The organism is Sorangium sp. So ce119, from assembly GCF_051524405.1.
GTDB classification, from domain to species: Bacteria; Myxococcota_A; Polyangia; order Polyangiales; family Polyangiaceae; genus Sorangium; species Sorangium cellulosum_G.
In genome coordinates, this window is record NZ_CP150310.1 from 7,234,410 (window position 1) to 7,259,738 (window position 25,329).

19 protein-coding genes are annotated in these 25,329 nt (G+C 73.8%); 16 read left to right on the forward strand and 3 right to left on the reverse strand.

Features of this window, described 5'->3' with window-relative positions; translation table 11 throughout:
- Positions 1-441 precede the first annotated feature (441 nt).
- On the forward strand, positions 442-1,431 hold the full coding sequence (locus WME76_RS27220) for an ATPase (protein ID WP_437955193.1): 990 nt from the start codon (positions 442-444) through the stop codon (positions 1,429-1,431).
- A 45-nt stretch (positions 1,432-1,476) separates the two neighbouring features.
- Here WME76_RS27220 and WME76_RS27225 read toward each other — a convergent pair whose 3' ends face one another.
- Entirely contained in the window at positions 1,477-2,145 is a 669-nt protein-coding gene (locus WME76_RS27225; RefSeq protein WP_437955194.1) for an FmdE family protein, read from the reverse strand.
- 369 nt (positions 2,146-2,514) lie between these two features.
- Here WME76_RS27225 and WME76_RS27230 point away from each other — a divergent pair, with 369 nt between their 5' ends.
- The 9 genes from WME76_RS27230 to WME76_RS27270 all read left to right on the forward strand — a co-directional run bounded on the left by WME76_RS27230 (position 2,515) and on the right by WME76_RS27270 (position 14,839).
- Entirely contained in the window at positions 2,515-4,152 is a 1,638-nt protein-coding gene (locus tag WME76_RS27230; protein WP_437955195.1) for a protein kinase domain-containing protein, read from the forward strand.
- 10 nt (positions 4,153-4,162) lie between these two features.
- Positions 4,163-5,149: a tetratricopeptide repeat protein gene (locus WME76_RS27235; protein ID WP_437955196.1), complete on the forward strand. Its 987-nt coding sequence runs from the start codon at positions 4,163-4,165 to the stop codon at positions 5,147-5,149.
- Positions 5,150-5,391: 242 nt separating this feature from the next.
- On the forward strand, positions 5,392-7,011 hold the full coding sequence (locus WME76_RS27240) for a hypothetical protein (RefSeq protein WP_437955197.1): 1,620 nt from the start codon (positions 5,392-5,394) through the stop codon (positions 7,009-7,011).
- A 152-nt stretch (positions 7,012-7,163) separates the two neighbouring features.
- Positions 7,164-7,871 (forward strand): hypothetical protein, encoded by a 708-nt coding sequence (locus tag WME76_RS27245; protein WP_437955198.1) that lies wholly within the window; start codon positions 7,164-7,166, stop codon positions 7,869-7,871.
- A 56-nt stretch (positions 7,872-7,927) separates the two neighbouring features.
- Positions 7,928-9,577 (forward strand): hypothetical protein, encoded by a 1,650-nt coding sequence (locus tag WME76_RS27250; protein WP_437955199.1) that lies wholly within the window; start codon positions 7,928-7,930, stop codon positions 9,575-9,577.
- 320 nt (positions 9,578-9,897) lie between these two features.
- On the forward strand, positions 9,898-11,490 hold the full coding sequence (locus WME76_RS27255; RefSeq protein WP_437955200.1) for a hypothetical protein: 1,593 nt from the start codon (positions 9,898-9,900) through the stop codon (positions 11,488-11,490).
- Positions 11,491-11,702: 212 nt separating this feature from the next.
- Positions 11,703-13,127, forward strand: a complete 1,425-nt coding sequence (locus tag WME76_RS27260) for a S41 family peptidase (RefSeq protein WP_437955201.1) — start codon at positions 11,703-11,705, stop codon at positions 13,125-13,127.
- Between the two features lie 118 nt (positions 13,128-13,245).
- Positions 13,246-14,088 (forward strand): hypothetical protein, encoded by an 843-nt coding sequence (locus tag WME76_RS27265; RefSeq protein ID WP_437955202.1) that lies wholly within the window; start codon positions 13,246-13,248, stop codon positions 14,086-14,088.
- A gap of 46 nt (positions 14,089-14,134) precedes the next feature.
- A complete protein-coding gene (locus tag WME76_RS27270; RefSeq protein WP_437955203.1) occupies positions 14,135-14,839 on the forward strand; it encodes a hypothetical protein in 705 nt (234 codons plus the stop codon).
- 67 nt (positions 14,840-14,906) lie between these two features.
- Here the strand turns inward: WME76_RS27270 and WME76_RS27275 are convergent, their stop codons facing one another.
- On the reverse strand, positions 14,907-16,544 hold the full coding sequence (locus tag WME76_RS27275) for a glucose-6-phosphate isomerase (RefSeq protein ID WP_437955204.1): 1,638 nt from the start codon (positions 16,542-16,544) through the stop codon (positions 14,907-14,909).
- A gap of 142 nt (positions 16,545-16,686) precedes the next feature.
- Between WME76_RS27275 and WME76_RS27280 the strand changes: the two genes are divergently transcribed.
- The 4 genes from WME76_RS27280 (at position 16,687) to speD (ending at position 21,459) form a co-directional block, all read left to right on the forward strand.
- Entirely contained in the window at positions 16,687-19,617 is a 2,931-nt protein-coding gene (locus WME76_RS27280; RefSeq protein WP_437955205.1) for a 2-oxoglutarate dehydrogenase E1 component, read from the forward strand.
- On the forward strand, positions 19,614-20,081 hold the full coding sequence (locus tag WME76_RS27285) for a PaaI family thioesterase (protein WP_061608946.1): 468 nt from the start codon (positions 19,614-19,616) through the stop codon (positions 20,079-20,081). Before WME76_RS27280 ends, WME76_RS27285 begins: the two co-directional genes overlap by 4 nt.
- 166 nt (positions 20,082-20,247) lie before the next feature.
- The gene (locus WME76_RS27290; RefSeq protein ID WP_437955206.1) at positions 20,248-20,973 is read left to right on the forward strand and encodes a hypothetical protein; all 726 of its coding nucleotides are present in this window, start codon (positions 20,248-20,250) and stop codon (positions 20,971-20,973) included.
- Positions 20,974-21,099: 126 nt separating this feature from the next.
- Positions 21,100-21,459, forward strand: a complete 360-nt coding sequence (gene speD / locus WME76_RS27295) for an S-adenosylmethionine decarboxylase (RefSeq protein ID WP_437955207.1) — start codon at positions 21,100-21,102, stop codon at positions 21,457-21,459.
- A 161-nt stretch (positions 21,460-21,620) separates the two neighbouring features.
- Here speD and WME76_RS27300 read toward each other — a convergent pair whose 3' ends face one another.
- Positions 21,621-23,045, reverse strand: coding sequence for a peptide MFS transporter (locus WME76_RS27300; RefSeq protein WP_437955208.1), 1,425 nt, complete (start codon positions 23,043-23,045; stop codon positions 21,621-21,623).
- Between the two features lie 563 nt (positions 23,046-23,608).
- Between WME76_RS27300 and WME76_RS27305 the strand changes: the two genes are divergently transcribed.
- Together WME76_RS27305 and WME76_RS27310 are read left to right on the forward strand one after the other, a co-directional pair.
- Entirely contained in the window at positions 23,609-24,694 is a 1,086-nt protein-coding gene (locus WME76_RS27305) for a hypothetical protein (RefSeq protein WP_437955209.1), read from the forward strand.
- A 70-nt stretch (positions 24,695-24,764) separates the two neighbouring features.
- Positions 24,765-25,304: a hypothetical protein gene (locus WME76_RS27310; RefSeq protein ID WP_437955210.1), complete on the forward strand. Its 540-nt coding sequence runs from the start codon at positions 24,765-24,767 to the stop codon at positions 25,302-25,304.
- The last annotated feature ends 25 nt before the right edge of the window (positions 25,305-25,329 follow it).

The window sequence follows — 25,329 nt, forward strand, 5'->3', positions numbered from 1 at the left end:
ACGCACCCCCGTTGGTGTCCTACGTAACACTCGCCGCCGTCCTGCGCGGCCTCGGCGCCCTCCTCCGCGCCCCCGTTAGTGTCCTTTGTTACAATCCACCGGCTCCTACGCAGCCCCGGCGGTCTCCTGCGCAGCCCCGGCGTCGTCTCACGCGCCCCTTGTGTCCGCTGCGCACCCCCTTCTCCCTCCTCCGCCCGCGCCCCCTTCGCCAGCCCCTCGCCGGCTCCGTGCCCCGCGTGCTCGCGGCGCCGACACGCCGCTCCTCTCGATACCGCGGCACACCGCCCCTCCCAATCCTCTCCCAGTCTCGGCCCCAGCGCCTCTCGCGACGCGCCCGACTCGTGCTCTCCTCTGGCCAGTGCCTTGTTCGCCGATACCCTCGCCGATCTTCCGGCCCTCATTCCGAGGGCGCTGGCCCCGACAAGGAGGCGTATCTTTATCATGGCAACGTCAAAGGCATCCACCACCACGTCACCCAGGACCAACAAGGCCGCCAGGAAGCCCGCTTCGCGCGAGACACAGGGGGCGCCTCGCTCCTCGACGAGAGCAGCTGTCTACACGCTGAGCGCCGCCCGCGAGGCCGAGCTCCTCCGAGAGGCCGAGTCGCTCGGCGACAACACCGTGGTTTTTCCAGGCAAGCTCGCGCGGCGCGTCGTCTGGGCGAGCCGCATCCAGCTCGCCGCCGAGCGCGACGCGGCCGATCTCGTCCGCACCCCGTTCCCCGAGGACGAGCCCTCGCTCACGCGCGAGGAGATCCACGGGGTACGCGACAAGATCGAGCTCCTGCGCGCCGCGCAATCGCGCTGGCAAGCCGCGCAGCAGCGTCAGGAGCAGGCAGCCGCGACGTTCGCGAAGCCGGCCGCCGAGGCCGCCCTGCACCGGCAAACGCTCCTTCGCTTCTTCGATCTCCGCTTCAAGAAGAGCCCCGAGGGGCAAAAGCGGCTCATGGCGATCCGCGCGGGCAGCGGCGATGCGGATCTGGTCCAGGACGTCTCCGACCTGCTCTTGCTCTGCTCCGAGCACGCGGAGGCCCTCCACAAGGCGCCTCGCGGCGAGGCCGACGCGGCGGCCCGCCTCCGCGAGCTCTCGCCGCTGCTCGCGCGCATGCTCGCCGACAAGACGCTCTCTCCCGAGGCGCAGCGCGCGCGCAAGCTCCGCGACGCCGCGTACACGCTCGTCGTCCACGCCGAGCGGAGGCTGCGCGCCGCCGCGGAGTACTGGTACGCCGGAACCGACAGGATGAAGGACTATGCGCCCTTCCCCGTCTCCCGCGGCGCCGCGTCCACCGGAGAGGAGACCACCGGAGAGGAGGAGGAAGGCGAGGCCGCCGCGGAGGAAGGCGACGCGTCCGAGGAGGACACAGCGGACGACGGCGCGGAGGAGGGCGCAACGGAAGACGGCGAGGCGGGCGAGGGCGAGGACGAGCAATAGTCGCCCCGGACCGCGGCGGGCGCGTCCAGAGGGGCGCTCGGCTCGTCAGCGGGGCGCGCCGGCGGGAGGCGGCGGCACCTCCTCGAACACCTCGGCATCCGGCAAGGACAGGACCTCTTTGCCGGCGGCCGCGAGCCCCTCTCTCGGCACGTCGCGGAAGCGCGCGCGGAAGGCGGGCGCCGGGCGCAGCGTCACGGCCTGTCCGGTCGACCTGCGCCGGTAGGTGGTCTCCACGCCGGCCTCGGTCGCCTCGACAAGGCTGAGGTTGAGCTTCCCGAGGCTCGCGCCCGTCGCCGCGGCGGCGCCGTCCGCGATGCAGGAGAACTGCACGTTCCGCGGGCTGTGGTGGACGACCTCGAGGTCGAAGCTCTTCTCCGGTAGCCCGAGCTTCGCCAGAGCATACCGCCCCATGCGGTAGCCAGCGACGGCCCACGGCCCGGCCCCGCCATGGATCGCGGCCACGGCGCGGAGCGCGTCGTCGGGCGCCTCCGCAGGCCGGCCGTGCGCGTGCCCGTGTCCGTGGTGATGGCCCGCGGGCGCCGTCGCATGCTCTCCCGGCGCCGTCGCATGACCTGCCGGCGCCGCCGCATGCTCCGCCGGCGCCGTCGCATGGCCCGCGGTACCGCCGGCGACCGCGCCGCCGCACCCGGTCGAGGACATGGCGGCGAGGAGGATCCACGCCGCGTGGCTCATCGTCTTACGCGCTTCACGCATGCTGCCTCGATCCCCCGACGCGATCTCCCGACTCATGCCCCGACTCGCTTCCCCGGGAGGCAGGCGACGTGTCCCCGTTCGCGCGCGACGTCAAGATCGACGGGCGGCGTCCAGTCCACGCCGCGCGCGCCGCTCCCCCCGCACACGCCGCTCCCCGCGCCGCCCTCTCCACCCCACCCCGCGCTGCCGCGCGCGTGCCTCGGAAGGTTTCGCGCCCCGCCGCGCCGGACCGGGGTAACATGCGCCCGTCATGCCTCGCGCTCGCGTCAGCCACGACTGTCCCTCGAGCCGCGCCCGACCCGCCGGCGGCGCGGGCCTCGCCGGCGAGGCGATGATCCGCGCAGCCAGTCCAGGGGGTGGTTTTCGCCGATGACCCGAGTCGACCCTGAGGGCTTCCGGCCGGAGGCGCTGGTAGGCCAGGTCCTGCGCGGAAAATGGCGGCTGGAGCGCCTGCTGGGCTTCGGCGGGATGGCCGTTGTCTACGCGGGCACGCACCGCAACGGCATGCGCGGCGCGGTGAAGATCCTCCGCCGCGAGCTGTCCGGGGACGAGGACGCGCGCTCGCGGTTCCTCCGCGAGGGCTACGTCGCGAACCGCGTGGACCACCCGGGCATCGTCCGCGTGCTCGACGACGACGTCACCGACGACGGATCGGTGTTCCTCGTGATGGAGCTGCTCGAGGGCGAGACGGTCGAGGCGCGCCGCGCGCGCGCGCCCGGCGGCGTGCTCGGCGCCGGCGAGGTGATCGGCATCGTCGACGACCTGCTCGACGTGCTCGCCGTGGCCCACGAGCGCGGGATCGTCCACCGCGACCTCAAGCCCGACAACCTGTTCCTCACGCGCCAGGGGCAGCTCAAGGTGCTCGACTTCGGCATCGCGCGGCTGCGCGAGCTCTCCAGCCCGAGCAACGCGTCCACGCGCGCCGGCACCATGATGGGCACGCCGCAGTTCATGCCGCCCGAGCAGGCGAAGGGGCAGTGGGACAAGGTCGACGCGCGCACCGACCTCTGGGCGGTCGGCAGCACGATGTTCCAGCTCCTCTCCGGGCGCTACGTGCACGAGGCCGAGACGCTCCCGCTGCTCCTGCTCGCGGCCATGACCCAGCCGGCGCCGCCCGTGGCGAGCGTCCTGCCCGCCCTGCCGCCGCCCGTCGCCGGCGTCATCGACGTGGCCCTCGCGTTCGAGCCCGACCGGCGCTGGCCGAACGCCCACGCGATGCAGCGCGCGCTGCGCCAGGCGCGCGGCAGCGCGGGGCTCGACGCGAGCCCGGGCTCGTCCGCGGCCCCCGCGCGCGGGTCCGCGTACTCGGATCCCCCGCGCGCGTCCGCGCAGTCGGAGCCCGGGCGCGTATCGGTCCAGGTACGGGGCCCGGGGAGCGGGCCGAGCGGCACGGAGTTCACCACGGCGAGCACGGCGAGCGGCGCGTCCCTCGGCGTCGCGCCCGGCAGCACCCCGGCCGGCGGCGGCGCCGCCAGCGCCGGCACGGTCTCGCCGGTCGTGGAGCGCTCGGTCGGCGCGGAGCGCATGGCGCCGCGCTCGCCGGCCACGGGCGCGCTCCTCGCCGGAACCGGCGCGCTGGCCGCGGGCGCCCTGATCGCGCTCGTCTGGTGGCAGCGCCCGGGCGCCGCCGGCGACCCCGGCGACCCGTCGCACCCGTCGCACGCCGCCCCGGTGGAGGCCGAGGCGCGCCCCCTCTCGACGGGCGCCGGCGCGGCGCCGGAGCCGCCGGGCAACGGGGCCTCGCCCGGGGCCGGCGCGCAGCCGGCGTCCGGCGAGGCGGCCCCCTCGATCGAGCCGTCCTCGCCCGCGCCCGAGACCGCGCCGCCCGCGAGCGCCTCCGAGAGCGCGCCTCCGCCCGCGCCGCCCGCGAGCGCCGCGCCCACCTCCAGGCCGGCGGGGCCGAAGTCGCGGCCGCCCGCGAGCGCACCGGCGGCGAAGACGCCCCCTGCGCCGACGCCGGCGACCCCGCCGGCGCCCGCGGAGGACCCGTTCAACCGGAGACGTTGAGGTCCCACGGATGCGTAGATTGAGCCCGCGTAGACGACGATTCCCGGCCGAGGTGCTCGCCCTGGGAGGAGCCGTGCTCCTCGCCTGCCCCGACGCCTCCGCGCAGGCGCGCGATCCCGCGGCCGCGGAGGCGCTCTTCGACGCCGGCCGGGCGGCGCTCCAGGCCAAGGACTACGACGCCGCGTGCCCGAAGTTCCGCGAGAGCTACGAGCTCGATCCGGCGCCCGGGGCGCTGCTCAACCTCGCCGACTGCGAGGAGAAGCGCGGCCGGGTCGCGACCGCGTGGTCGATCTTCCGGCAGCTCGCGCGCGATCTGCCGGCGAGCGACGACCGCCGGCCGATCGCGCAGGCGCGCGCGACGGCGCTGGAGAACCGCGTGCCGAGGCTCACCATCCGGCTCGCGCCCGGCGCGCCGGCGGACACCGCCGTGCAGCGCGGGGGCATCCCCGTCGGCGCGGGCTCGCTGGGCGCGCCGCTGCCCGTCGACCCGGGCGAGGTCCAGGTGACCGCGTCGGCGCCGGGCCGGAAGCAGAAGACGTTCACGGTGCAGCTCGCCGAGGGGGCGCAGACCGAGCTCCTCGTCGCGCCGGAGGAGCCCGCGGCCGGCGGGAGCGCGGGGCCGGCGCTTCCCCCGAAGGAGAGCCCCCAGGGGGCGGCGGGCTCCACCTGGCGGACGGCCGGATGGATCAGCGCCGGCGTCGGCGCGGTCGGGATCGGCGTCGGCGCCGTGTTCGGCCTGCGCGCGATCGGGAAGATGGACGACGCGGATCCCTACTGCGACGAGAAGAACGTGTGCGCGGCGGAGGGGATCCGGCTGCAGGAGCAGGGCGCGACCGCGGGGACGATCTCGACCGTCGCGTTCCTCGTCGGGGCGGCGGCGCTCGGCGCGGGCGCGGTGCTCATCTTCACGGCGCCCTCCTCGGGGCCGGCGTCCTCGGCCCCGCGGGCGACGCTCGGCGTGGTGCCGGGAGGCGCCGTGGCCAGGGTGGTCTTTTGACGGCGGCCGCGCGGGGCGCGGCGCTCACGACACGCTACCACGGCGCCTCACAGACGGCTCACCGCGCCGCGCGGCGCGCCCCTGTGGGCCGTTGACGCCGCGAAGAGCGGAAGCTCTCATCGCCGGATGCATTTGGACCTCTTCGACCTCCGGATCGACGACCTGCATGCACACCGCAGGTCCGGCGGCGGTGGTCTTTCGGCGGCGACCGCGAAGGCGCCGCGCGGCGGGGAACCGAAGTGATGAAGCGCGATCTCGGGAGCGTTCGAGCCCTCTGGGGCGCCGGGCTGCTCGCCGCCTGCTCCGCGGGAGGCTGCACGACGATCATCGGGCTCGAGATCGGCGTGCTGGACTCGTCGACGTCCAGCGCGACCGCGTCGAGCGGGTCCACGGGCAGCGGAGGCGACGACAGCGGCGGCGGCGGCGGCCAGGGCGGCGGCGATAGCAGCGGCGGCGGCGGCCAGGGCGGCGGCGATAGCAGCGGCGGCGGCGGCCAGGGCGGCGGCGGCCAGGAGGTGATCTGCAGCGGCGCCCGCGCGGGGGCCGCCCGCGCCGCCTCGGGGCTGTGGGGCCATCTGGCCGGCGAGCAGATCATCGACCTCGAGACGCACGATGACGGCGTGACGGCCCTCATCAACAAGGGAAGCAGCTTCTCCGTCGCGAGGTGGAATGATGACGGGTCGCTCGACAGCGACTTCACGATGAACACGCCAGAGCTCGCGGGAGTCATCGCAGGCGAGCACCTGGCCACGGCGGCGGGCCTCACCTACGTCACCGGATGGGCCCAGCCGGGCGTCAACGTGCCCCTGCTGGCCAACGATTGCCAGATCACCGCGAGGGCAGACGCCACCCCCAGGCCGAGCTTCCTGGCCGCGCTCGACGCGAAAGGCACGTGCCAGTGGGCGTGGAGCGTCGATGCCGAGTCCACCACCAGCCCGCTCGGCCTGGCGGCGACGTCCGACCGGGTCGTCTTCGCGGTCTCCATGACGGGGCAATCCGTCGCGACCAACGGCACCTGCATCTTCGGGGCCGACGAGGCGAAGAACTCTGCGGAGCTCGTCGCGTTCGACACGGCCGGAGCATGCCAGTGGCGCCGCTCGCTCGGGCCGCCGGGCGCGGTGCGCATCGCAGAGATCGTCGTCGATAGCACGGGCACGGAGCTGCTGGTGGTCGGCGACTACGAGGCGCCGGACGACCCCGTCATCGTGCAGGATCGGGCGCTCCCTTTCTCCCAGGGGAGCGACCTGTTCATCGCGCGCGTCCGCCTCATCGACGGCCATCTGGAGGACCTCCTCACGATCAACGCGCCTGGAGTCCAGGCGGCGTCGCGACACGGGGCCGCGCTGCTCCCGGACGGCGACCTCGTGATCGCCGGGACGTACACGGGGACGTCCTTCGATTTCAACGACGATTGCCCGGCGATGCCGCCCGCAGCCGCGCGAGCGGGGAACACCTTCATCCTGCGTGTCTCCAGGCGCGGACTCGTCTGGAGCCGCGGCTTCGGCGATGTCGCCGAGGATCAGCTCGTCTCCAGCGTGGCGGTGGACGCGGACGGATCGATCTACGCGACGGGGCAGCTCGAAGGCGAGATGGACCTGGGGAACGGCACGAAGATCGCCGCCCCGCCGGGTCAGATCTCGAGCTTTCTGCTCGTCCTCAACCAGAGCGGCAACGTGCTCTCGGGCTCCGAGCTCATCGGGGCGGAGACGGTGGCGACGTGGGCGATCGCGCCGGGCAAGACCCCGCGCGACCCCCTCTACATCGCGGGTGAGATGACGAAGACCTTCGAGCTCGTGCCGAGCGGACGCCCCGCCGCGGACACCGGAGAAGGGTTCATCGCTCGCCTCGCCGGCATCCCGTGATCGGGGCGCTCGGCGCCGGCGCGCTTCCACGGTGCGCCTGGCAGGAGCCCCTGACATTTCCCCACGACACCGCAGAGCCTGCGACCGGACCGCGAGCGCTCGGCTCGAACCGCCGGTTGACGTCGGTGGGAACGGTGGCATTCCATCCGAGGATGCGATCGCTTCATCGGTTCTTCTGCCTGGCGCTCCCCGCCGCGGCGGCCGCGCTGAGCGCCGGCGCGGGGTGTGGATTCCCCGACGTGACGTTCACCGGAGGAGACGCGAGCTCCGCGAGCGCCGGCGGGGGCGCCGCGGGCTCCACCGTGTCGTCGGCGAGCACCGGCGGCGCGTCCCCGGACGCGGTCGGCGCGGGCGGGGACGGCGGCGCGGCGAGCTCCAGCGCGGGCGCCGGCGGGGATGGTGGCGCGACGGCCTCCGGCTCCGGCGGGGAGGGCGGCGCGGCGAGCTCCAGCACAGGCGCCGGCGGGGACGGCGGCGCGGCGAGCTCCAGCGCGACGGCCTCCGGCTCCGGCGGCGGCGGCACCGTCGACTGCGACGTCGACCGCGACGGCTATCGGTCGACGGCGTGCGAGGGGGGCACCGATTGCAACGACGAGAACGACAAGGTCCACCCCGGCCAGCCCAGCACGTTCTACGAGACGCCGATCTCCCTCGGGGGCAACTTCGACTACGATTGCAGCGGCAGGGAAGAGCGGGAGTTCGAGGCGGTCCAGTGCTCCAACGTGCTCCCTCTTTGCACCGCGAAGACGAACGTGTTCCAGGTCGACGTCCCGTGCGGAGGCCGAGCCTCGTTCGGCAACTGCAGCGGCACGTGCCAGTTCACCCCCATCTTTCCTGATTACATCAGGAAGTGCCATTGAGCCCACGCGGCTCCTCGGCAGCCTCGAGGATCCCGCAGCACGGAGCGTCCCTTCTGATGAAACGCGAGCTCGGTACGCCTCGATCGGCCGTGTCCTGCGCCGCGCTGATCGCCTCCGTCGCGGGGGGCTGCAACGCGATCATCGGGCTCGAGGTCGGCGAGCTGGCTCCATCGCAGGCCGGCGCGGGCGCGGCGTCGGGCGCGTCCTCCTCCTCGGGAGACGGCGGCGCCGGGGGCTCGGGCGCGGGAGGCTCGAACGCCGGAGGCGCGGGGAGCGGCGGCGCGAGCAGCGGCGGCGAGGGCGGGGGCGGCGAGGGCGGGGGCGGCGAGGGCGGGGGCGGCGGCGGCGGCCCCCTGTGCAGCGACGCTGGCGGGACCATCCTCGAGCCGTCGGGCATGTGGGGCGAGACCGTCGCCTTCGACGTGGGCGATCTCGCGGCGCTGGACGACGCCGTGACGGCCGTCACCACCGAGGTCACCGACGACGGGCGCTATCGCTTCTCGGTCGCGAAGTGGAGCGCCAGCGGGACGCGCGACGGTGGGTACGGGCTGTCAGCGCTCGACGTGTGGGGCTCGCACCTCGCTGTCGGCGACGACTTCACCTACGTGGCCGGGGAGTCCGAGGGGGCCGTCGCCTTTCCCGATGGGCTCTTCGCCGGGTGTCGCGTCGGCCCCACGTGGTCTGGGCCCGACGCCACGATCAGCTTCGTGGCCGCGCTCGATCGGGACGGCCAGTGCGCGTGGGCGTGGAGCATCGACGCCGAGCAAGGCACCACCGCGCGCGACCTCGCGGCCACCCCCGAGGCGGTCGTCTTCGCCGTCGACGTGGTGGAGGGCGGCGAGAGCCTGGGCGCGTGCGCCCGCGACGACCTCCCCGAGGACTCGGCGCTTGTCGCGGCGGTCTACCCGACGAACGGCGCGTGCAAGTGGGCGCACAGCCTCGGCAGGCGAGATGCCGTGGCCGTCAAGGCGCTGGCCACCGACGCGAAGGCCGTGTCCAGGCTGGTGGCCGTGGTGGGCGACTACGACACGCGCAGCGGGAGCGTCACGTTCGGCGGAGACACCGAGTTCCCGGCGCAGGGCCGCGACGTCTTCGTCGTGCGCCACGTCCTGAGCGACGGCGCGATGCAGGAGGTGACGACGCTGAGCGCCGCGGGAGATCAGCACGTGCCGGCGCACGGGGCCGCGCTGCTCCCGGGCGGCGACGTCGTGATCGCCGGCATGTACAGGGGGAACCTCGATTTCGGCGACGGCTGCTCGGACATCCCCGACGCGGGCGAGACGGAGAATTTCTTCATCGCGCGCGTCTCCGACGCCGGCGTCGTGTGGAGCCGCGGGTTCGGCGACGCGACGGAAGACCAGAGCGCGGCCGGCGTGGCGGTGGACGGGGCCGGCTCGATCTACGTCACGGGGCAGTTCCGGGGCGAGATCCCGCTCGGGAGCGCCGGCAGGCTCGCGACCGACCGCAAGGGGGCGGGGTTCCTGATGCGGCTGGATTCCCGAGGCAACCTCGTCTCCGCGACCCAGCTCGAGGGCGACGGCGCCGTCGGCCTGCGGGTCGTCGCGACAGGCAGGGCTCCCGGCGCGCCGCTCTACGTGGCAGGCGGCGTGACGGGGACGCTCGATCTCGGGCTCCCCAAGCCGCTCGGCAGCGACAGCGATCCAGAGCAGCACGGCTTCATCGCGCGGCTCTCCGGCGTGCGCTGATCCGCGCTCATCCCCGGGAGCCAGCGCCTCCGTCCCTCCGGAGCGCGCCACGGGTTCCAGGAGGAGACTTCCATTTCGGCGGGAGCGGCGAGGAGCCGTAAGGAGATCCCGCAATCGACATCAAGAGCGTTCTTGTCGATCGGGCTGTGACCAACGTGTTTCCGGCAGACGTCGCCTGAAGCAAAGGAATCGGTTCAGGAGACGCACTACACGATCGGGATCGAGGCGGGTGCAACCTGCGTGTTCGCGAAGACCTGCCATTGAGCGCGCGCTGGCCTGATGGCAGGGCCGACCGCTCCGTGCAATAGAGAGTCGCCGTGATGAAGCGCTCTCTCATGAAGGTCCAGGCCGTGTTCTGTGCCGGGGTGTTCGCCGCCGCCTCGGGAGGTTGTAACGACCTCATCGGCCTCGAGGTGGGTGAGACGAATCCGACAGAGGCCAGCACCGGAGCGTCGTCGTCCTCGTCCGCAGGCGGCTCGTCGACCGGAAGCGCATCCGGGGGCGGCTCGTCCGCGGTCGGCTCGTCCACGGTCGGCTCGGGCGCGGGAGGCCGTGACGACGGCGGCGGCGGCGGAGCCGGCGCGCCGACCTGCGGCGAGGCGAGCGGGGCGGCGCTCGTCGAGGCGTCGGGCCTCTGGGGCGACACGCTCGGCGAGGACGTGGGCGGTGTCGCGGCGCTGGACGACGAGGTGACGACCGTCGTCAACGCGCCCGGCTCGCTCACCGTCGCGCGGTGGAGCTCGAGCGGGGCGCGCCAGAGCGGGTACGGGCTATCGGCGTCGGGCCTCCGGGGCACGCACCTGGCCGTCGCCCCGGGCGTGACGGTCGTGGCGGGAGAGTCGCTCGGGGGCGCCGGGCTCTCCGGTGCGTGCGCCGTCGGCTCGAACGGCGGCGGCGCGCAGAACGGCGGCGCGCCCAGCTTCGTGGCAGCGCTGGACGCTGCGGGCCAGTGCGCCTGGGCGTGGAGCCTCGAGTCCGACGGCGGCACCACCGCGCGCGGCGTCGCGGCGACGCCCGATGCGGTCCTCTTCGCCGTCGAGTCGCTGGGCAAGGGCAAGAGCTACGGCCCGTGCGCGATGAGGCCCGGGGTCCCGCAGGACGCCGCGCTGATCGCCGCGCTCGATCCGGCGACCGGCGCGTGCAGGTGGCATCGCAGCCTCGGGGCGCCCGCGGCCGTGAAGGTCGCTGCGCTCGCCGGCGCCCCGGCGGGGACGGGGTCCGTGGTGGTGGTGGGCGACTACGACGCGGCGAAAGGCGCCGTCTCGTTCGGCGCGGATCCGTCGCGCACCTCGGACGGCCGCGGGATCTTCCTCGTGCGCCACACCTCGAGCACCGACGCCCCGCAGCAGGTCACCACGCTGGGCATCGACGGAGAGCAGCGCGTCGAGCCGCTCGGCGCCGCGCAGCTCCCGGACGGCGACGTCGTGATCGCCGGCAGGTATGCCGGGTCCCTCGATCTCGCGGACACCTGCCCGGGGATGCCCGACGCGGGCAACACGGACAACGTCTTCGTCGCGCGCGTCTCGGAGCACGGGGCGGTGTGGAGCCGCGGCTTCGGCGACACGACCGCGGCCCAGACGGCGACCGGCGTGGCGGTGGACGGGGCTGGCTCGATCCACGTCGCGGGGGTGTTCTCGGGCGAGCTCGACGTGGGGAGCGCCGGGAAGCTCACGGCCCCGGCGGGGAGACGGGCAGGGTTCCTGATCACGCTCGACGCGAACGGCAACCTCGTCTCCGCGTCCCGGCTCGACGGGGACACCGCGGATCTCCGGATCATCGCGGCCGGCAAGCTCGCCGGCGGCCCCCTCTATGTCGCGGGGAGCCTGACGGGCCCGCTCGATCTCGGCGGGCTGGGCGGCCTGCTCGGCGCCGGGACGAGCGGGTTCATCGCGCGGCTCTCGGAAGCACCCTGACAGCGAACCGCGCCATGCCCGCGGGCATGGCGCCGGACGCGGACGCGGACGCTGCCGCTCGCGTCAGCGCGGCGCCTCTCGGCGGCGCCTCTCGACGGCGCCTCCCTGCCGCGCCGGAGCCCCTGGATCTCGCTGCGAGGCGGTGGCCTCCTTCACGAGCCCGGACGGCGCCGCTTGCGCCGGCGAGACGCGCCGTCGCACCCTCCCGCGCCATGCCCGTCCGACGCTCGCCCGGCCGGCGGCGCCGCGCCGCTGCCGGCGCGGCCGCGGCGCTCGTCGCGGCCTCGCCGGCAGCGGCGCTCGTCGCGGCGCTCGCCTGCGCCTCGCTCGCCTGCGCCTCGCTCGCCTGCGCCCCGGCGCCGTCGCGCGCCCCCTCGAGCGCGCCCGCGCCGCTGCGGAGCCTGCGCATCCCGGACGGCGACCTCGATCGCGCGCCGCGCGTCGTCTCCGCCGCCGAGGCGCTCGGCGATCTCGACGACGCGCGCTACGCCTTCGAGCACGCCTACGCGGGGCTCGACGGGCGCTCGCCGTTGCCCCCGCCGCGCGCGCTCGCGCGAGCCCGCGCCGCGCTCCGGGGCCGCGCGGCGTGGCGCCCCGACGAGCTCGCGCGACTCCTGCGCGACCTGTTCGAGGCGCCCGACGGCCACCTCGCGTTCGGCCACGGCGGCCGCGCGCCGCTCCGGTCGACCGCCGGCCCGCGGCCGCCGCCGCCCGGCCCCGCGCCGCTCCTCGTCGCGGGCTCGCCGCCCCTGGCGCGCGCGGCCGCCGCCGGGAGCGCGCCTCTCCCGGACCTCCCGCGCCGGGTCGCGCCGCCGCGCCGCCTCGGCCTGCCCGTCGAGCTCACGCGCAGCCCCGCCGGCGTCCCGGTGCTCGCCGTGCGCACCTTCGACAGCGCCGCCGCCGCGGCGCTCGCGGCGCTCCCCGCGCTCGCGGCCGAGCTCCGGCGCGCGCCCGCCTTCGTCGTGGACCTGCGCGGCAACGCCGGGGGCGACTACCGCTTCGCCGAGCGCTTCGCGCGCGCGCTGACCGACGCGCCCCTCTGCGCGCTCGACGAGCGCGAGGTCCTCTCCGTCGCGGCCGCGGAGGGGCGCGCGAACAGCGTCCGGCGGCGCCTCGCCCGCGGCGACGTCCCCGACGAGGCGCGGCCGCGCTTCCTCGAGCACCTCGCCGCGCTGGAGCGCCTCGCCGGGGCGCTGCGGGCGCGCCCCTCCGCCGCGCCGCGCGCCGACCTCACCACGCGCGGCGCCCTCGTCCGCGGGCGCGCGGCCGGGCCGCGCGGCGCGACGCCGGCGCGCGGCGTCTTCCTTGTCGACCGCGGCTGTGCGTCCGCGTGCGAGATGCTGCTCGCGCTGGTCCGCCAGATCCCCGGTGTCCTCGTGGCCGGGCAGAACACCCGCGGCGGCATGAGCGTCGGCGAGGTCGCGCTCTTCCGGCTCCCGCGCTCGGGCGTCACGCTCTCGTTCGGCACCCGCGCGTTCCGCGACCCGCTCGGCGACTTCGTCGAGCTGCGCGGCTTCGAGCCCGACGTCCGGCTCGACGGCGCCGATCCGGTGGGCGACGCCGCCGCGCTCGCGCTGCGCGGGTGGCCCGAGGGCGCACCTCGGCGCGGCGCGCGGGCATCGTGCGCGCGGCGTTGAGTTCGCGAGCAGTCTGCGTATTCTGGCCTCGCTGCACCGAAGCTACCTGCAGTTCCTTGGAGTCGCCGCGAGCGCGACGGGAGCCAGCATGCCGCTCAGGCAAACGGAAGGGAGTATCGTGCCGCGTCGCCGCTTCACCGCGCCGCCCACCCGCGGCGCGCCGGCCGTCGCGGCGCTCGCCGCGCTGCTCGGGATCGCCGCGCCCGCGGCCGCGCAGGCGCCGGCAGCGCCAGCGCCGGCAGCGCAGGCGCCGGCCGCGCGGCCCAGGCCCGCGCCGAACAACCCGGCTGCGCCTGCTGCGCCTGCTGCGCCTCCTGGCGCGCCGAGCGCGCCTGCGGCGCCTTCCGCTGCGCCTGCGGCGCCTTCAGGCGAAACCCCGGCGCTTCCGGAGCCGTCCCCGTCGCCTCCGGCGTCATCCGTCGCGCCTCCGGGCGAGTCACCGGCGCCGCCGGGCAGCGCGCCGATGCCGGTTCCGCAGGGCTATTACCTGATCCCGCCCTCGCTCCCGCCGTGGGCCAACCCGCGGACCATCGAGTACCAGGAGGGGGATCCGATCCCGCGCGGCTATGCGCTCGCGACCAGGGCGGACCGCACGCTCGCCGGGGCGGGGCTCGTGACGTTCGGCGTCTCGTACGCGCTCACGTTCACGGTGGCGGGCATCGCGACGCTCGCGGAAGAGGACTTCGACGAGTTCGGGCCGCTCTTCATCCCGTTCGTTGGACCGATGATCGCGACGACGACCCTCGACGACGTCGAGGGCGCGGGCGTCTTCTGGCTCACGATGGGCTCCGTGACCCAGATCGGCGGGCTTCTCCTCTACGTCGCCGGCCTCGCCCACGAGGAGGTCTACCTGCAGCGTCAGTTCAAGGTGCCCCCGAGCCGCACCGAAGACGACGCCGCGTCGCGCTGGCCCACCCTCTCGATCGGCGCGTCGTCCGCGGAGCTCCGATGGCGATTCTGAGCCGGCGAGCCCACGCCGGGAGCCCTCACCTCGAAGGGAGACGCACGTGACCGCGATCCGCACCGTCCTCTCGATGGCCACGCTGCTCGGCGTGCTCGCGCTCGCCGCGCCGGCCGCCGCGCAGAGCGCCCCATCGTCCGCGCAGAGCGCGCCGCCTCCGGGCCACGCGCCGCCTCCGGGCTTCGTGCCGCCTCCGGGCTTCGTGCCGCCGCCGGGCTACGCGCCCGTGCCGGGCTACGCGCCGCCGCCGGGCTACGCGCCGCCGCCGGGCTACGCCCCGTATGCGCCGCCCGTCGTCTACGGCATGCCGCGGACGCTGCCCTTCAAGGAAGACGGCGTGCCGCCGGACGGATACCGCCTCGAGACGCAGGTGAACCGCCGGCTGGTGGTCGCGGGGGCCATCGTCCTCGGCAGCGGGTGGGCGCTCGCGGCGCTGACGGCCGGGACCATCCTCAGCGAGGGCGAGCGCGGGAGCGGCAGCTACGTGCCGCTGTTCTTGCCCGTGGGCGGCCCGTTCATCACGCTCGCCACCGGCGAGGACGTCGACTTCGACGACGACGACGGCCAGGTGGCCGGCTCCCTCATCCTCCTCGACGGGATCACGCAGGTCACGGGCTTCGTGCTGCTCGTCGCGGGCCTCGCCTCGAACCAGAAGATCTGGGTGCGCAGCGACATCCCGCGGAAGGTGTCGCTCCACGCCCCCGAGCTCCTCGTCGGCCCGACGGGCGGGAGCCTCCGCGTCCGCTTCTGACGCGCAGCGGCTCGCGGGCCGCGCGGCGTCTCACCGCGCGGCCCCTCACCGCGCAATCAGCGCGTAATCACCGCGCAGATCGATACGTCGCGTCGAACGGCGAGCCCCCCTGCGGCACCTCCCGGACGACGCCGCGCTCCGGGTTGGCCGCCAGGTGGCGCACGATCCAGAAGACCGTCTCGACGTCGTCCGTGCCCGCCGCCTTCGCGATCTCCTCGAGCCGCAGCGCGCGCCCCGCGCCCGCGCCGAGCGCCGCGAGCACCTTGGCCTGCAGATCGAGCACCTCCTGCGCGGCCTTCTTGCCGGCCTCGACGCCGGGCTGGTGGTACGCGTTGATGCCCACGAGCGACGCGTACAGGCCGACCGCGCGCTCGTAGAGCGCGATCAGCATGCCGACGGCGCGCGCGTCCACGGTCTCGATCGTGATCGAGATCGACTCGCGCCCGCTCTCGGTGAGCGCCTTGCGCGTCCCCTGGAGGAAGCCGGAGAGGTAATCGCCCGTCGTCACGCCGGGGTCGACCTCGATCGCGCCGCGCGACGGCGCGCGGTCGCGGAGCACCTCGATGAACGTGACGAAGAAGTTGTCGAGCCCGTCGCGCAGCTGCTGCACGTACGCGTGCTGATCGGTCGAGCCCTTGTTGCCGTAGACGGCGATCCCCTGGAAGACCTCCTTGCCCTGCCGATCCAGCCGCTTGCCGAGCGACTCCATCACGAGCTGCTGGAGGTAGCGCGAGAAGAGCTCGAGCCGGTCCTTGTACGGCAGCAGCACCATGTCCTTGCGGCCCGCGCCGCCCGTCGCCGAGTACCAGGCGAGCGCGAGCAGCGCCGCCGGGTTCCGGAGCGCCTCCTTCGAGCGCGTGACCTCGTCCATCTCGCGCGCCCCCTGGAGCATCTCCACGATCGGCAGCCCCTGGAGCGCCGCCGGCAGCAGGCCGACCGCCGAGAGCTCGCTCGTGCGCCCGCCGACCCAGTCCCACATCGGAAAGCGCGCCAGGAAGCCGTGCTTCTTCGCGTACCGATCGAGCTCGCTCCCCTCCCCCGTCACCGCGACCGCGTGCGCGCCGAGCGAGAGGCCGAGCCGCCGGTACGCCGCCTCGAGCTCGAGCATCCCGTTGCGCGTCTCCTTCGTCCCGCCCGACTTCGAGATGATCACCGCGAGCGTCGCGCCGAGGTCGTCGCCAATCGCGTCCAGCGTGCGATCGATCCCGTCAGGGTCCGTGTTGTCGAAGAAATATGGCTGCATCCGATCGGCCGGCGTCCCGAGCGCCGAGGCGACGAACTGAGGCCCGAGCGCCGAGCCGCCGATCCCGACGACCAGCACCTTGCGGAAGCGGGCCGCCCGCTCCGGCCGCACCCGCGCCGCGTGCACGTCCGCGGCGAAGCTCAGGATGCGCGCGTTCGTCGCCTCGATCGCGGCGCGGAGCGCGGCCTCGGGCGCGAGCTCCGGCGCGCGAAGCCAGTAATGGCCGACCCGGCGGTCCTCGTCGGGGTTCGCGATGCTGCCGCCCTCCAGCGCCGCCATCTCGGCGAGCGCCGCCTGCATGCGCGGCTCCATCGCGGCGAAGAAGCCGTTCTCGAAGCGGATCCGGCTCACATCCAGCCAGAAACCGAGGCTCGGGTCGTGGAAGAGATGATCCCGGAAACGGTCGAAGGGGAGGACGGCGGGCGCCGGTCCTCGACCCCCGGTTGCGCGGTCTTGATCCATGGCCCCCTTCTACCGCTTCTCCCTACCGTTTCTCCAGGCGCTCGGACCCCTTGCCCGCGCGATGTTCCGCCCCATGCACCTGAGCCATCGAAAACGACTCTAGCGTGCAGAGCCGACACGCGTTATTTGCAGCCCGAACACGATGCAGCTTGATTTCGGAATCAATGCAGGGCTCGTCGAGGAGCTCTACGCCCAGTACCTCGAGAATCCGGAGTCGGTCGACCCCGGCTGGCGCGCGTTCTTCGAGGGCAAGAACGGCGGCGCCGCGCCCGGCCGGCTGCCCGCTCCGGCCCCGCTGCCGAACGTGCAGCCTCATGTGCTGCGGCCCTCGGCCGCGCCGGGGAACGGGAGCGGGAAGAAGACGAACGGCGAGGCCGCGAAGACGCTGGAGGCCGCGTTCGCGCAGACGCTGAGCGAGCACCCGACGTCGATCGAGCCGTCGCGCGATCTCAAGGTGCTCGCGGAGGCCGCGCTCAAGGCGCGCGTCTACGCGCTCGTGAACGCCTACCGCGTGCGCGGCCACCTCTTCGCGCACGTCGACCCGCTCGGCCTGCCGCCCGCGACGCCGCCGGAGCTCGACCTCACGAACTTCGGGCTGCGCGTCGAGGACCTCGACCTCGCGTTCCCCACGACCGACCTCGCCGGCGTGCCGCCCGTCCTCACGCTGCGCGAGATCATCCGCCGGCTCGAGGAGACGTACTGCCGCTCGATCGGCGTCGAGTTCACGTTCATCGAGGAGCCCGAGGCGCGCCAGTGGCTCCAGCAGCAGATGGAGTCGACGCGCAACCGCCTGACGCTCGACCGTCAGAAGCAGCTGCGCATCCTGACGAAGCTCTCCGACGCCGAGATCTTCGAGCAGTTCATCCACAAGTCCTACGAGGCCGGGACGAAGCGCTTCTCGCTCGAGGGGGCCGAGAGCCTCATCCCGCTGCTCGACCTCATCATCGAGCGCGCGGGGTCGCACGAGGTCGACGAGATCGTCGTCGGCATGGCGCACCGCGGCCGGCTCAACGTCCTCGCGAACATCATGGACAAGAGCCTGCGCGAGATCTTCGCGGCCTTCGAGGACAAGGACGCGGAGCGCCACCTCGGCAGCGGCGACGTCAAGTACCACCTCGGCTACTCGACCGACCGGACGCTCGAGAACGGGCGCAACGTCCACCTCACGCTCACGTTCAACCCGAGCCACCTCGAGTTCGTGAACCCCGTCGTGCAGGGGCGCGTCCGCGCCAAGCAGGACCGCCGGCTCGCCGACGGCACGGCCGACGCGCGCCGCCGCGTGATGCCGCTGCTCATCCACGGCGACGCGGCGTTCATCGGGCAGGGCGTCGTCGCCGAGACGCTCAACATGATGAACCTGCCCGGCTACACGACCAGCGGCACGGTCCACGTCATCGTGAACAACCAGGTCGGGTTCACGACCGACCCGATGGAGGGCCGCTCGACCCGGTACGCGTCCGACATCACGCGGATGCTCAAGGTCCCCGTGTTCCACGTGAACGGCGAGGACCCGGAGGCGGTCGCGCACGTCGCGCAGCTCGCGATCGACTACCGCACGCGCTTCGGCTCGGACGTGGTCATCGACATGTACTGCTACCGGCGGTACGGCCACAACGAGGGCGACGAGCCGCGCTACACGCAGCCGCGGATGTACGCCGCGATCGACAAGAAGCCCACGGTCCGGCAGGTGTACGTCCGGCGCCTCATGGAGCTCGGCCAGGTCACCGAGGAGAAGGCCGAGGAGATCGTGGTGCGGCGCCGCGAGGCGCTCGCCGCCGCGCTCGACGAGGTGAAGCAGAAGGGCTTCGCGCCGGTGCTCTACTCGATGGGCGGCGTGTGGTCGCACTACCGCGGCGGCGCCGACCGCGCGACGCCCGAGGTGCCGACGAGCGTGCCGGCCGAGACGCTCATCGCGCTGTCCCAGAAGCTCCTCGAGCTGCCCGAGGGCTTCAAGGCGCACCCCAAGGTGCTGCCGACGCTGAAGCAGCGGCACGAGCGGCTCGTCGCGGGCGAGGCGTTCGACTGGGGCACGGGCGAGATGCTCGCCTACGCGTCGCTGCTCGCGGAGAAGACGCCGGTGCGGATCTCCGGGCAGGACGTGCAGCGCGGCACGTTCAGCCACCGGCACGCGGTGCTGCGCGACGTCGAGACGGGCACGCGCTACGCGCCGCTGTCGCGCGTGGCCGAGGGGCCGGCGCGGTTCGAGGCGTTCAACAGCCCGCTCAGCGAGGCGGGGGTGCTCGGCTTCGACTTCGGCTACAGCCTCGACTACCCGGACGGGCTCGTCATCTGGGAGGCGCAGTTCGGCGACTTCCTGAACGGCGCGCAGGTCATCGTCGATCAGTTCCTCACGTCGAGCGAGGACAAGTGGCACCGCCTGAGCGGCATCGTGCTCTACCTGCCGCACGGCTACGAGGGCCAGGGGCCGGAGCACTCGAGCTGCCGCGTCGAGCGCTGCCTGCAGAACAGCGCCGAGGACAACATCCAGGTCTGCAACCTGACGACGCCGGCGCAGCTCTTCCACGTGCTGCGGCGGCAGGTGCACCGGCCGTGGCGCAAGCCGCTCATCATCGCGACGCCGAAGAGCCTCCTGCGCGTCCCCGCGACGTCCAAGGGCCCGCACCGGCCCGTGTCGACGCTCCAGGACCTCTCCGAGGGCAAGTTCCACCGCGTGCTGCCCGACACGAGCGGGGTCGACCCGGGCGACGTGAAGCGGATCCTGCTCTGCTCGGGCAAGGTCTACTACGACCTCGCGCTCGCGCGGGAGGCGCGCGGGCTCAAGGACGTGGCGATCCTCCGGCTGGAGCAGCTCTTCCCGCTGAACGAGGAGATCGTGAACGCGCTCGCGCCCTACAAGGACGGCACGCCGCTCGTGTGGGTGCAGGAGGAGCCGCGCAACTACGGGGCCTGGTACTACATCCTCGCGGTGCTCCAGAGCCGTATCGGCGACCGGCTGCCGCTCTCGTGCGTGAGCCGCGCGCCGAGCGCGAGCCCGGCGACCGGCTCGCGGGCGAGCCACCTCCTCGAGCAGAAGATGCTGATGGACGAGGCGTTCGTGGGGGGCAAGCGGTGAGCGAGGGTGCGGCGAGCCTGCAGGACAGGTATGCGCCGCAGAGCCGCTGCTTCGGGTGCGGGCCGGCGAACGACCGGGGGCTCCGGCTGAAGAGCCGCGTCGAGGGCGACGCGGTGGTCTGCGACTTCACGCCGGAGCCGCACCACGAGGCGTTCCCCGGGATGGTCAACGGCGGCATCCTCGGGGCGCTCCTCGACTGCCACTCGAACTGGACCGCGGCCTACCACCTCATGCGGGCGCGCGGGGCCGACGCGCCGCCGTGCACGGTGACGGCGGACTTCCACGTGAAGCTGAAGAAGCCGACGCCGCTCGGCCCGGTGCGCCTGCGGGCGCAGGTGGCCGAGGCCGAGGGCGATCGCGTCGTGGTCGAGGCGACCCTCGAGGCCGGGGGCCGGGTGACGGCGACGTGCCGCGGGACGTTCGTGGCGGTGAAGGAAGGCCACCCGGCCTACCACCGCTGGTAGACGCCGCCTGACGCGCGGCGCGGGCGGCCCGTCCGCGACCGGGAACGCGTTGCCCGCCGCCTCCGTGGCACACGCGATGCTCGCGCCCCGGCGCGCGGCGTTCCCGGCGTGGCTCGCGGATCGGATCCGCCGTCCTCGCGGCGCCGCGCAGCGAGGAGAATCCGCAATGAAGGCAAACACCGGGGTCGCGATCGCCGCGGGGGTGGTCGCCGTGCTCTGCGGGGGCGTCGCCTCCGCGCAGGACTTCGAGGGCGACGTCCCGCCGAGCTACCTGCGCTCTCCGCTGGCGGCGCCGGCCAACGCGCTCGAGGTCGGCCTCAACCTCGGGTACGCGCAGGGGTTCGGCGACATCGGGAGCGAGCGCCGGCTGCGCGACGTGTCGGGCCCGGGGGCGGGCGTGGGCGTGAAGCTCGTGTACCGCGCGGTGCCGGGGGTCGGCCTCGGGCTGACGTCGAGCTACGAGCAGTACATGGCGCCCGGCGCGGAGCGGCGCGGGAGCGACGTGCGCGGCATGACGCTGGGCGCGGAGGCGAGCTTCCACCTGGCGCCGTTCGAGCGCGTGGACCCGGTGATCTCGCTGGGCAGCGGGTACCGGGCGCTGTGGACCGCCGCGGCGGCGCCGGGGGTGCGGGGCGACACGGTGACCCACGGGATCGAGCTCGGGCGCCTCCAGGCGGTGATCGACGTGCGCATGTCGGAGAGCGTCGCGCTCGGGCCGTCGGTCGGCGGCGGGCTCAACCTGTTCCTCTGGGAGAACACCGGGGGGTCGATGCGCGGCCGCGAGGTGCCGGGGAGGCGCCTGAACAGCTTCGTGTTCGCGGGGCTCGAGGGGCGCTTCGATCTGGGCGGGCAGCGGGTGCGGGAGGTCGTCCAGGTCGCGCGGGGGCGCTGAGCGCGGCGCGGCGGCGCCGTCCGGCCGTCCTGCGATGGCTGCGCGCCACGCCCCCGTTTCAGGTTCCGCAGCGCGCGCGCTCGGCTACCCTACGCAGCCGGCGCGGCCCCCCGCGCTCGCTCACCGATGCAGCTCTTCATCGCGCTTGCCCTGTTCGAGGGGTGTCCCTTCGACTTCCTGAACAGCCCGGCCGCGCTCCGCGGGGCGCTGGAGGCGGCCGTCGCCGCCGGGTCGTTCACGCTGCTCGAGATGGTGGTCGTCCCGTTCTCGCCGCAGGGCATCACCGCATGCGCCGTCGTCGGCGAGTCGCACGTGGCCTTGCACTCCTGGCCCGAGTCGGGCCGGCTCTTCGTCGACGTCGCCTCGTGCAGCACGCTGGAGAGCGTCCGCCGCGCCGTGGCCGCCATCGGCAGCACGCTACCCGAGGGGCGCCTCGCGACCCTCGACGAGCGGATCGTGGATCCCGGCGGGGCGCGGGCGCCCTGACGCGGCAGCGCGCCCCCTCCGGAGAGGGCGTCGCGTCTGGCGAGGAGCGCGTCGCGTCCGGCGAGGAGCGCGTCGCGTGAGGCGAGGAGCGCGTCGCGTGAGACGAGGAGGGTGCCGCGCGCGCCCTCCTCGGAGGGCGCTGCGTCAGGCGAGGGTCCGGGTCAGTGCTGGCCGATCACGCGGCGGAGCGGCTTGTTGAACGCGAACATCGCGGCGCCGGCGCCGACGCCGAGCACGGTGAGCAGCAGGAAGAACATGTCCTTCGACCACCGCTCGTAGAAGATGCCGATGTAGCCGCTCAGCGTGTTGCCGAAGAAGCTCGAGACGAACCACATGCCCATCATCATCGACACGATCCGGACCGGAGAGACCTTCGTCACGAGCGACAGCCCGATGGGGGACAGGTAGAGCTCGCCGATCGTGAGGAGCAGCGTGCAGAAGATCGGCCAGAACAGGCTGCCCTTGCCGTCGCCGACGGCCTGCGCGCCGAGGATCATCACGATGAACGACAGCCCGAGGACGGTGCAGCCGATCGCCATCTTCGAGACGCTGGTCGGCTCCGTGCCCCGCTTCGCCTGCCAGCGCCAGAAGATGTCGAGGAGCGGAGCGAACAGGATGATGAAGAGCGGGTTCGCCGACTGGAACCATGTCGAGGGGATCTGGAAGCCGAGGACGCTGGGCCACACCGTCTTCTCGTCGGCCCAGCTCTGCATCGTGTTGCCCTGCTGCTCGTAGACCGCCCAGAAGACGACGTTGAGCGCGCAGAGCGCCACGAGCGCGCCGACCCGCTTCCACTCGTCGCTGGTGAGCGGCTGCTTCTGCTCGCCCGTCCCCTCCGACGCCTTGGTCAGGTTGTCCTTGGCCAGGTACTTCTGCCCGCTCAGGTAGACGACGAGCCCAAGGCACATCCCGACGCCGGCGGCGGCGAAGCCATAGTGCCAGCCGTAGACGGCGGCGAGCGTGCCGCACACGAAGTTGCAGATGAAGGCGCCGAGGTTGATGCCCATGTAGAAGATGGTGAAGGCGCCGTCGCGGCGCGGATCACCCTTCGGATACAGGCTGCCGACCTGGGTCGAGATGTTGGGCTTGAACGCGCCATTGCCGAGGATCAGCAGGAGCAGCGCGAGGAAGAACGAATTCTCGAAGGCCATGACGAAGTGTCCGATGGCCATCAGGACGCCGCCGACCACCACCGTCTTGCGCTGGCCCAACACCCTGTCGGCGAGGATGCCGCCGAAGAACGGGGTGAGGTAAACGAGGCCCGTGTACAGCCCGTAGAGCATGGACGCCTGCTCGCCGGGCGCGCTCGGGAGAAAGCCCCTGATGAACTCCCAGCCGAGCACCGAGTCCGGGTTACCAGGGATGAGATCGCACGGCTGCGCGTGCTGGCGGCACCCCTGGTATGCCTCTCTCGCCGCGACGAACAGGTAGTTCGCCATATACAGCTTGAGGAGGCCGCGCATGCCGTAATAGGAAAAGCGCTCCCACATCTCCGCGAAGAAGAGGATCACGAGCCCCGGCGGGTGCTTGAAGCGCCTCTCGAAAGCGGTGACGGGAAGGGCCGGCTCGGTTGCTTGCTCGCTCAATGCTACCTCTCCACGAGCTGGGACCACGCTGCGTGGTCGTCGGGCGATGCAGGGGATCGTGGGGCACGCTGCCCCTCGGCTCGCGGATGCTACGCGATCCGCGGCGCCCACGTCACGCCCTTGTTGCGCACGGCGTCGACCCGGGCGAACAGGGTGTCCGCGTGGGCAGCCCCGCGCGCCGAGGCCGCAGGGGCGTCGTCCAGGCAAGCGGGTCGCCGCCGGACCGCGCGCGATCGCGCCGCAGCCCGGCGCGGCGGAGCGACGGCCTCGCCCGCGCGGCCATGCGGCGCGGCGGCCGCCCGCGCATGGACAGCGTCATCCCGCGCTGGACGACGCGGGCCCGCGCTGGACAGCTCCCGCCTGCGCCTCGACGCGACAGCGCGCGAGGGGCTGCGCCGAGCGCGCCGCGGGCGGGATCGCCGGCTCCGCCCTGGCCGCGTGAGGCCCTCCTGCGCAGCACGGGAATCGACCGTCGAGGGTTCCGGTGAGACACCGCCGGTCGCAGATGGCCTGTGATGCAACCAACCAAAACTCGCTTTGTCCCCGCGGACAGAGCACGTTCGATGTGTCTCCCGTGGACTCTGCTCCTCTCCGCCTGCGCCGGACTCGAGCCCTCTCCGCCCGCGGCGTGCGCTCCCGGCGAGGAGCTCTTTCGCGGGCGGTGCGTCCATCCCGCTGCCCGCTACGAGCCGGAGGAGCGCGTCGACCGCGACAACGTCGTCGCCTTCGGCGCGCCGCCCGCCCGGCTCGCGCTGCCGGAGCCGCCGCGCAGCGGCTTCCGGATCATCGCGCCGCCGCGCACCCTGGCGCCCGGCGAGGAGACGACCTTCTGCCTCTCATGGCCCTTCCCTGCCCTCGTGAACACGACCGTCCACGCGGCGCGCGTCTACACGACGGCGGGGCTGCACCACAGCAACGTCATCGCCAAGCCAGTCAATCCGGCGTTCGGGCCGAACCCTTACCCGGGCTGCCATCCGGGCGCCGACGATCCCTTTGGCGCGCTGCCCGACGTCATCCCGGACGTCCTCTTCGCGAGCTCCACCCAGGTCGTCGGCGAGGAGACGCTCGCGTTTCCGCCGGGGATGGGCTTCACCCTCGATACGTCCCGCGAGATCGCGACCAGCGTCCACCTGCTCAACCCGTCGGCCGAGCCCGCGGTCGTCGAGCTCGCCTATGACTTCTTCACCATGCCTCTCTCGGAGCGCGCCGAGGAGCTCGTGCCGTTCGTCATCAACGTGAACGACTTCCTCGTCCCGCCGCGCGCCACCCGGAGCGTGGGCGCCACGTGCTCGACGTTCGGCGGGAACATCGTGTCGCTCATGCCGCACACGCACCGCTACGCCGAGGCCTTCGACGTGGACGTCGTCCGCGAGGACGGCGGCGAGAGGCGCGTCTACGAGGGCGGCGCGTTCGACCTGGAGGGCGATATCGAGGTGTACCGGACGGCGATCACGCTCGAGGAGGGCGACTCCCTCCGGTATGCGTGCCGGTTCCGGAACACGTCGGAGCACGATCTCAGGTTCGGCCTCGGGGACAACGAGATGTGCACGCTGTTCGGGTACATGTATCCGCCGGAGAAGCAGCTCGCGGCCTTCGCGGCGCGCGACGGCGAGCCGTGCATGTCGTTCGGCCTCGGCGCGTTCCGGTGAGGAGGAGCCCGTCACCCCTCCCGGAGCGACCGCTACCGCCGGCCGCCCCGCCGCGCTACGGTGGCCCGCCGTGGACGCCCCTCGACCGTCCGGCTCCCGCCGCGCGCTGCTCCTCGGCCTGCCCCTCGCCGCGCTCGCCGCGGCGGCCTTCCTCGTCATGAGCCGTGGCGAGCGCCCCCCCGCGAAGGAGCGGCCGGCGAGCGTGGAGTCCAGCGACGACGACACCACGCAGCGGCGCGATGAGCCGCCCTCCGCACCCCCGTCACCGCCGCCCGCCGCTGCCACCGTGAGCGCCGCGGCACACGCGCCGGAAGCGGCCCCGGACAGCGACCCGGAAGCCCGCGTCATCGAGCGAATGCGCGCCGCGCTGGCGACCGACCCGGAGGAGGTGCTCCGCCTCGACGACGCGGCGTCGCGCGACCTCGGAGACAGCCCGCGCGCCGCCGAGCGCGGCCAGCTCCGCGTGCGGGCGCTCGTGCGCATGGACCGCATCGGCGACGCCCGCAGCCTCGCCGAAGACCTCATCGAGCGCCATCCCGACGACCCCGCGGCGAAGAGCGCGGCGGCCTACATGGGGATCCACCCGAGGCCGCGCGGTCCTTCCCGGTAAGGCGCGATACGGTGTGCCCTGTGAC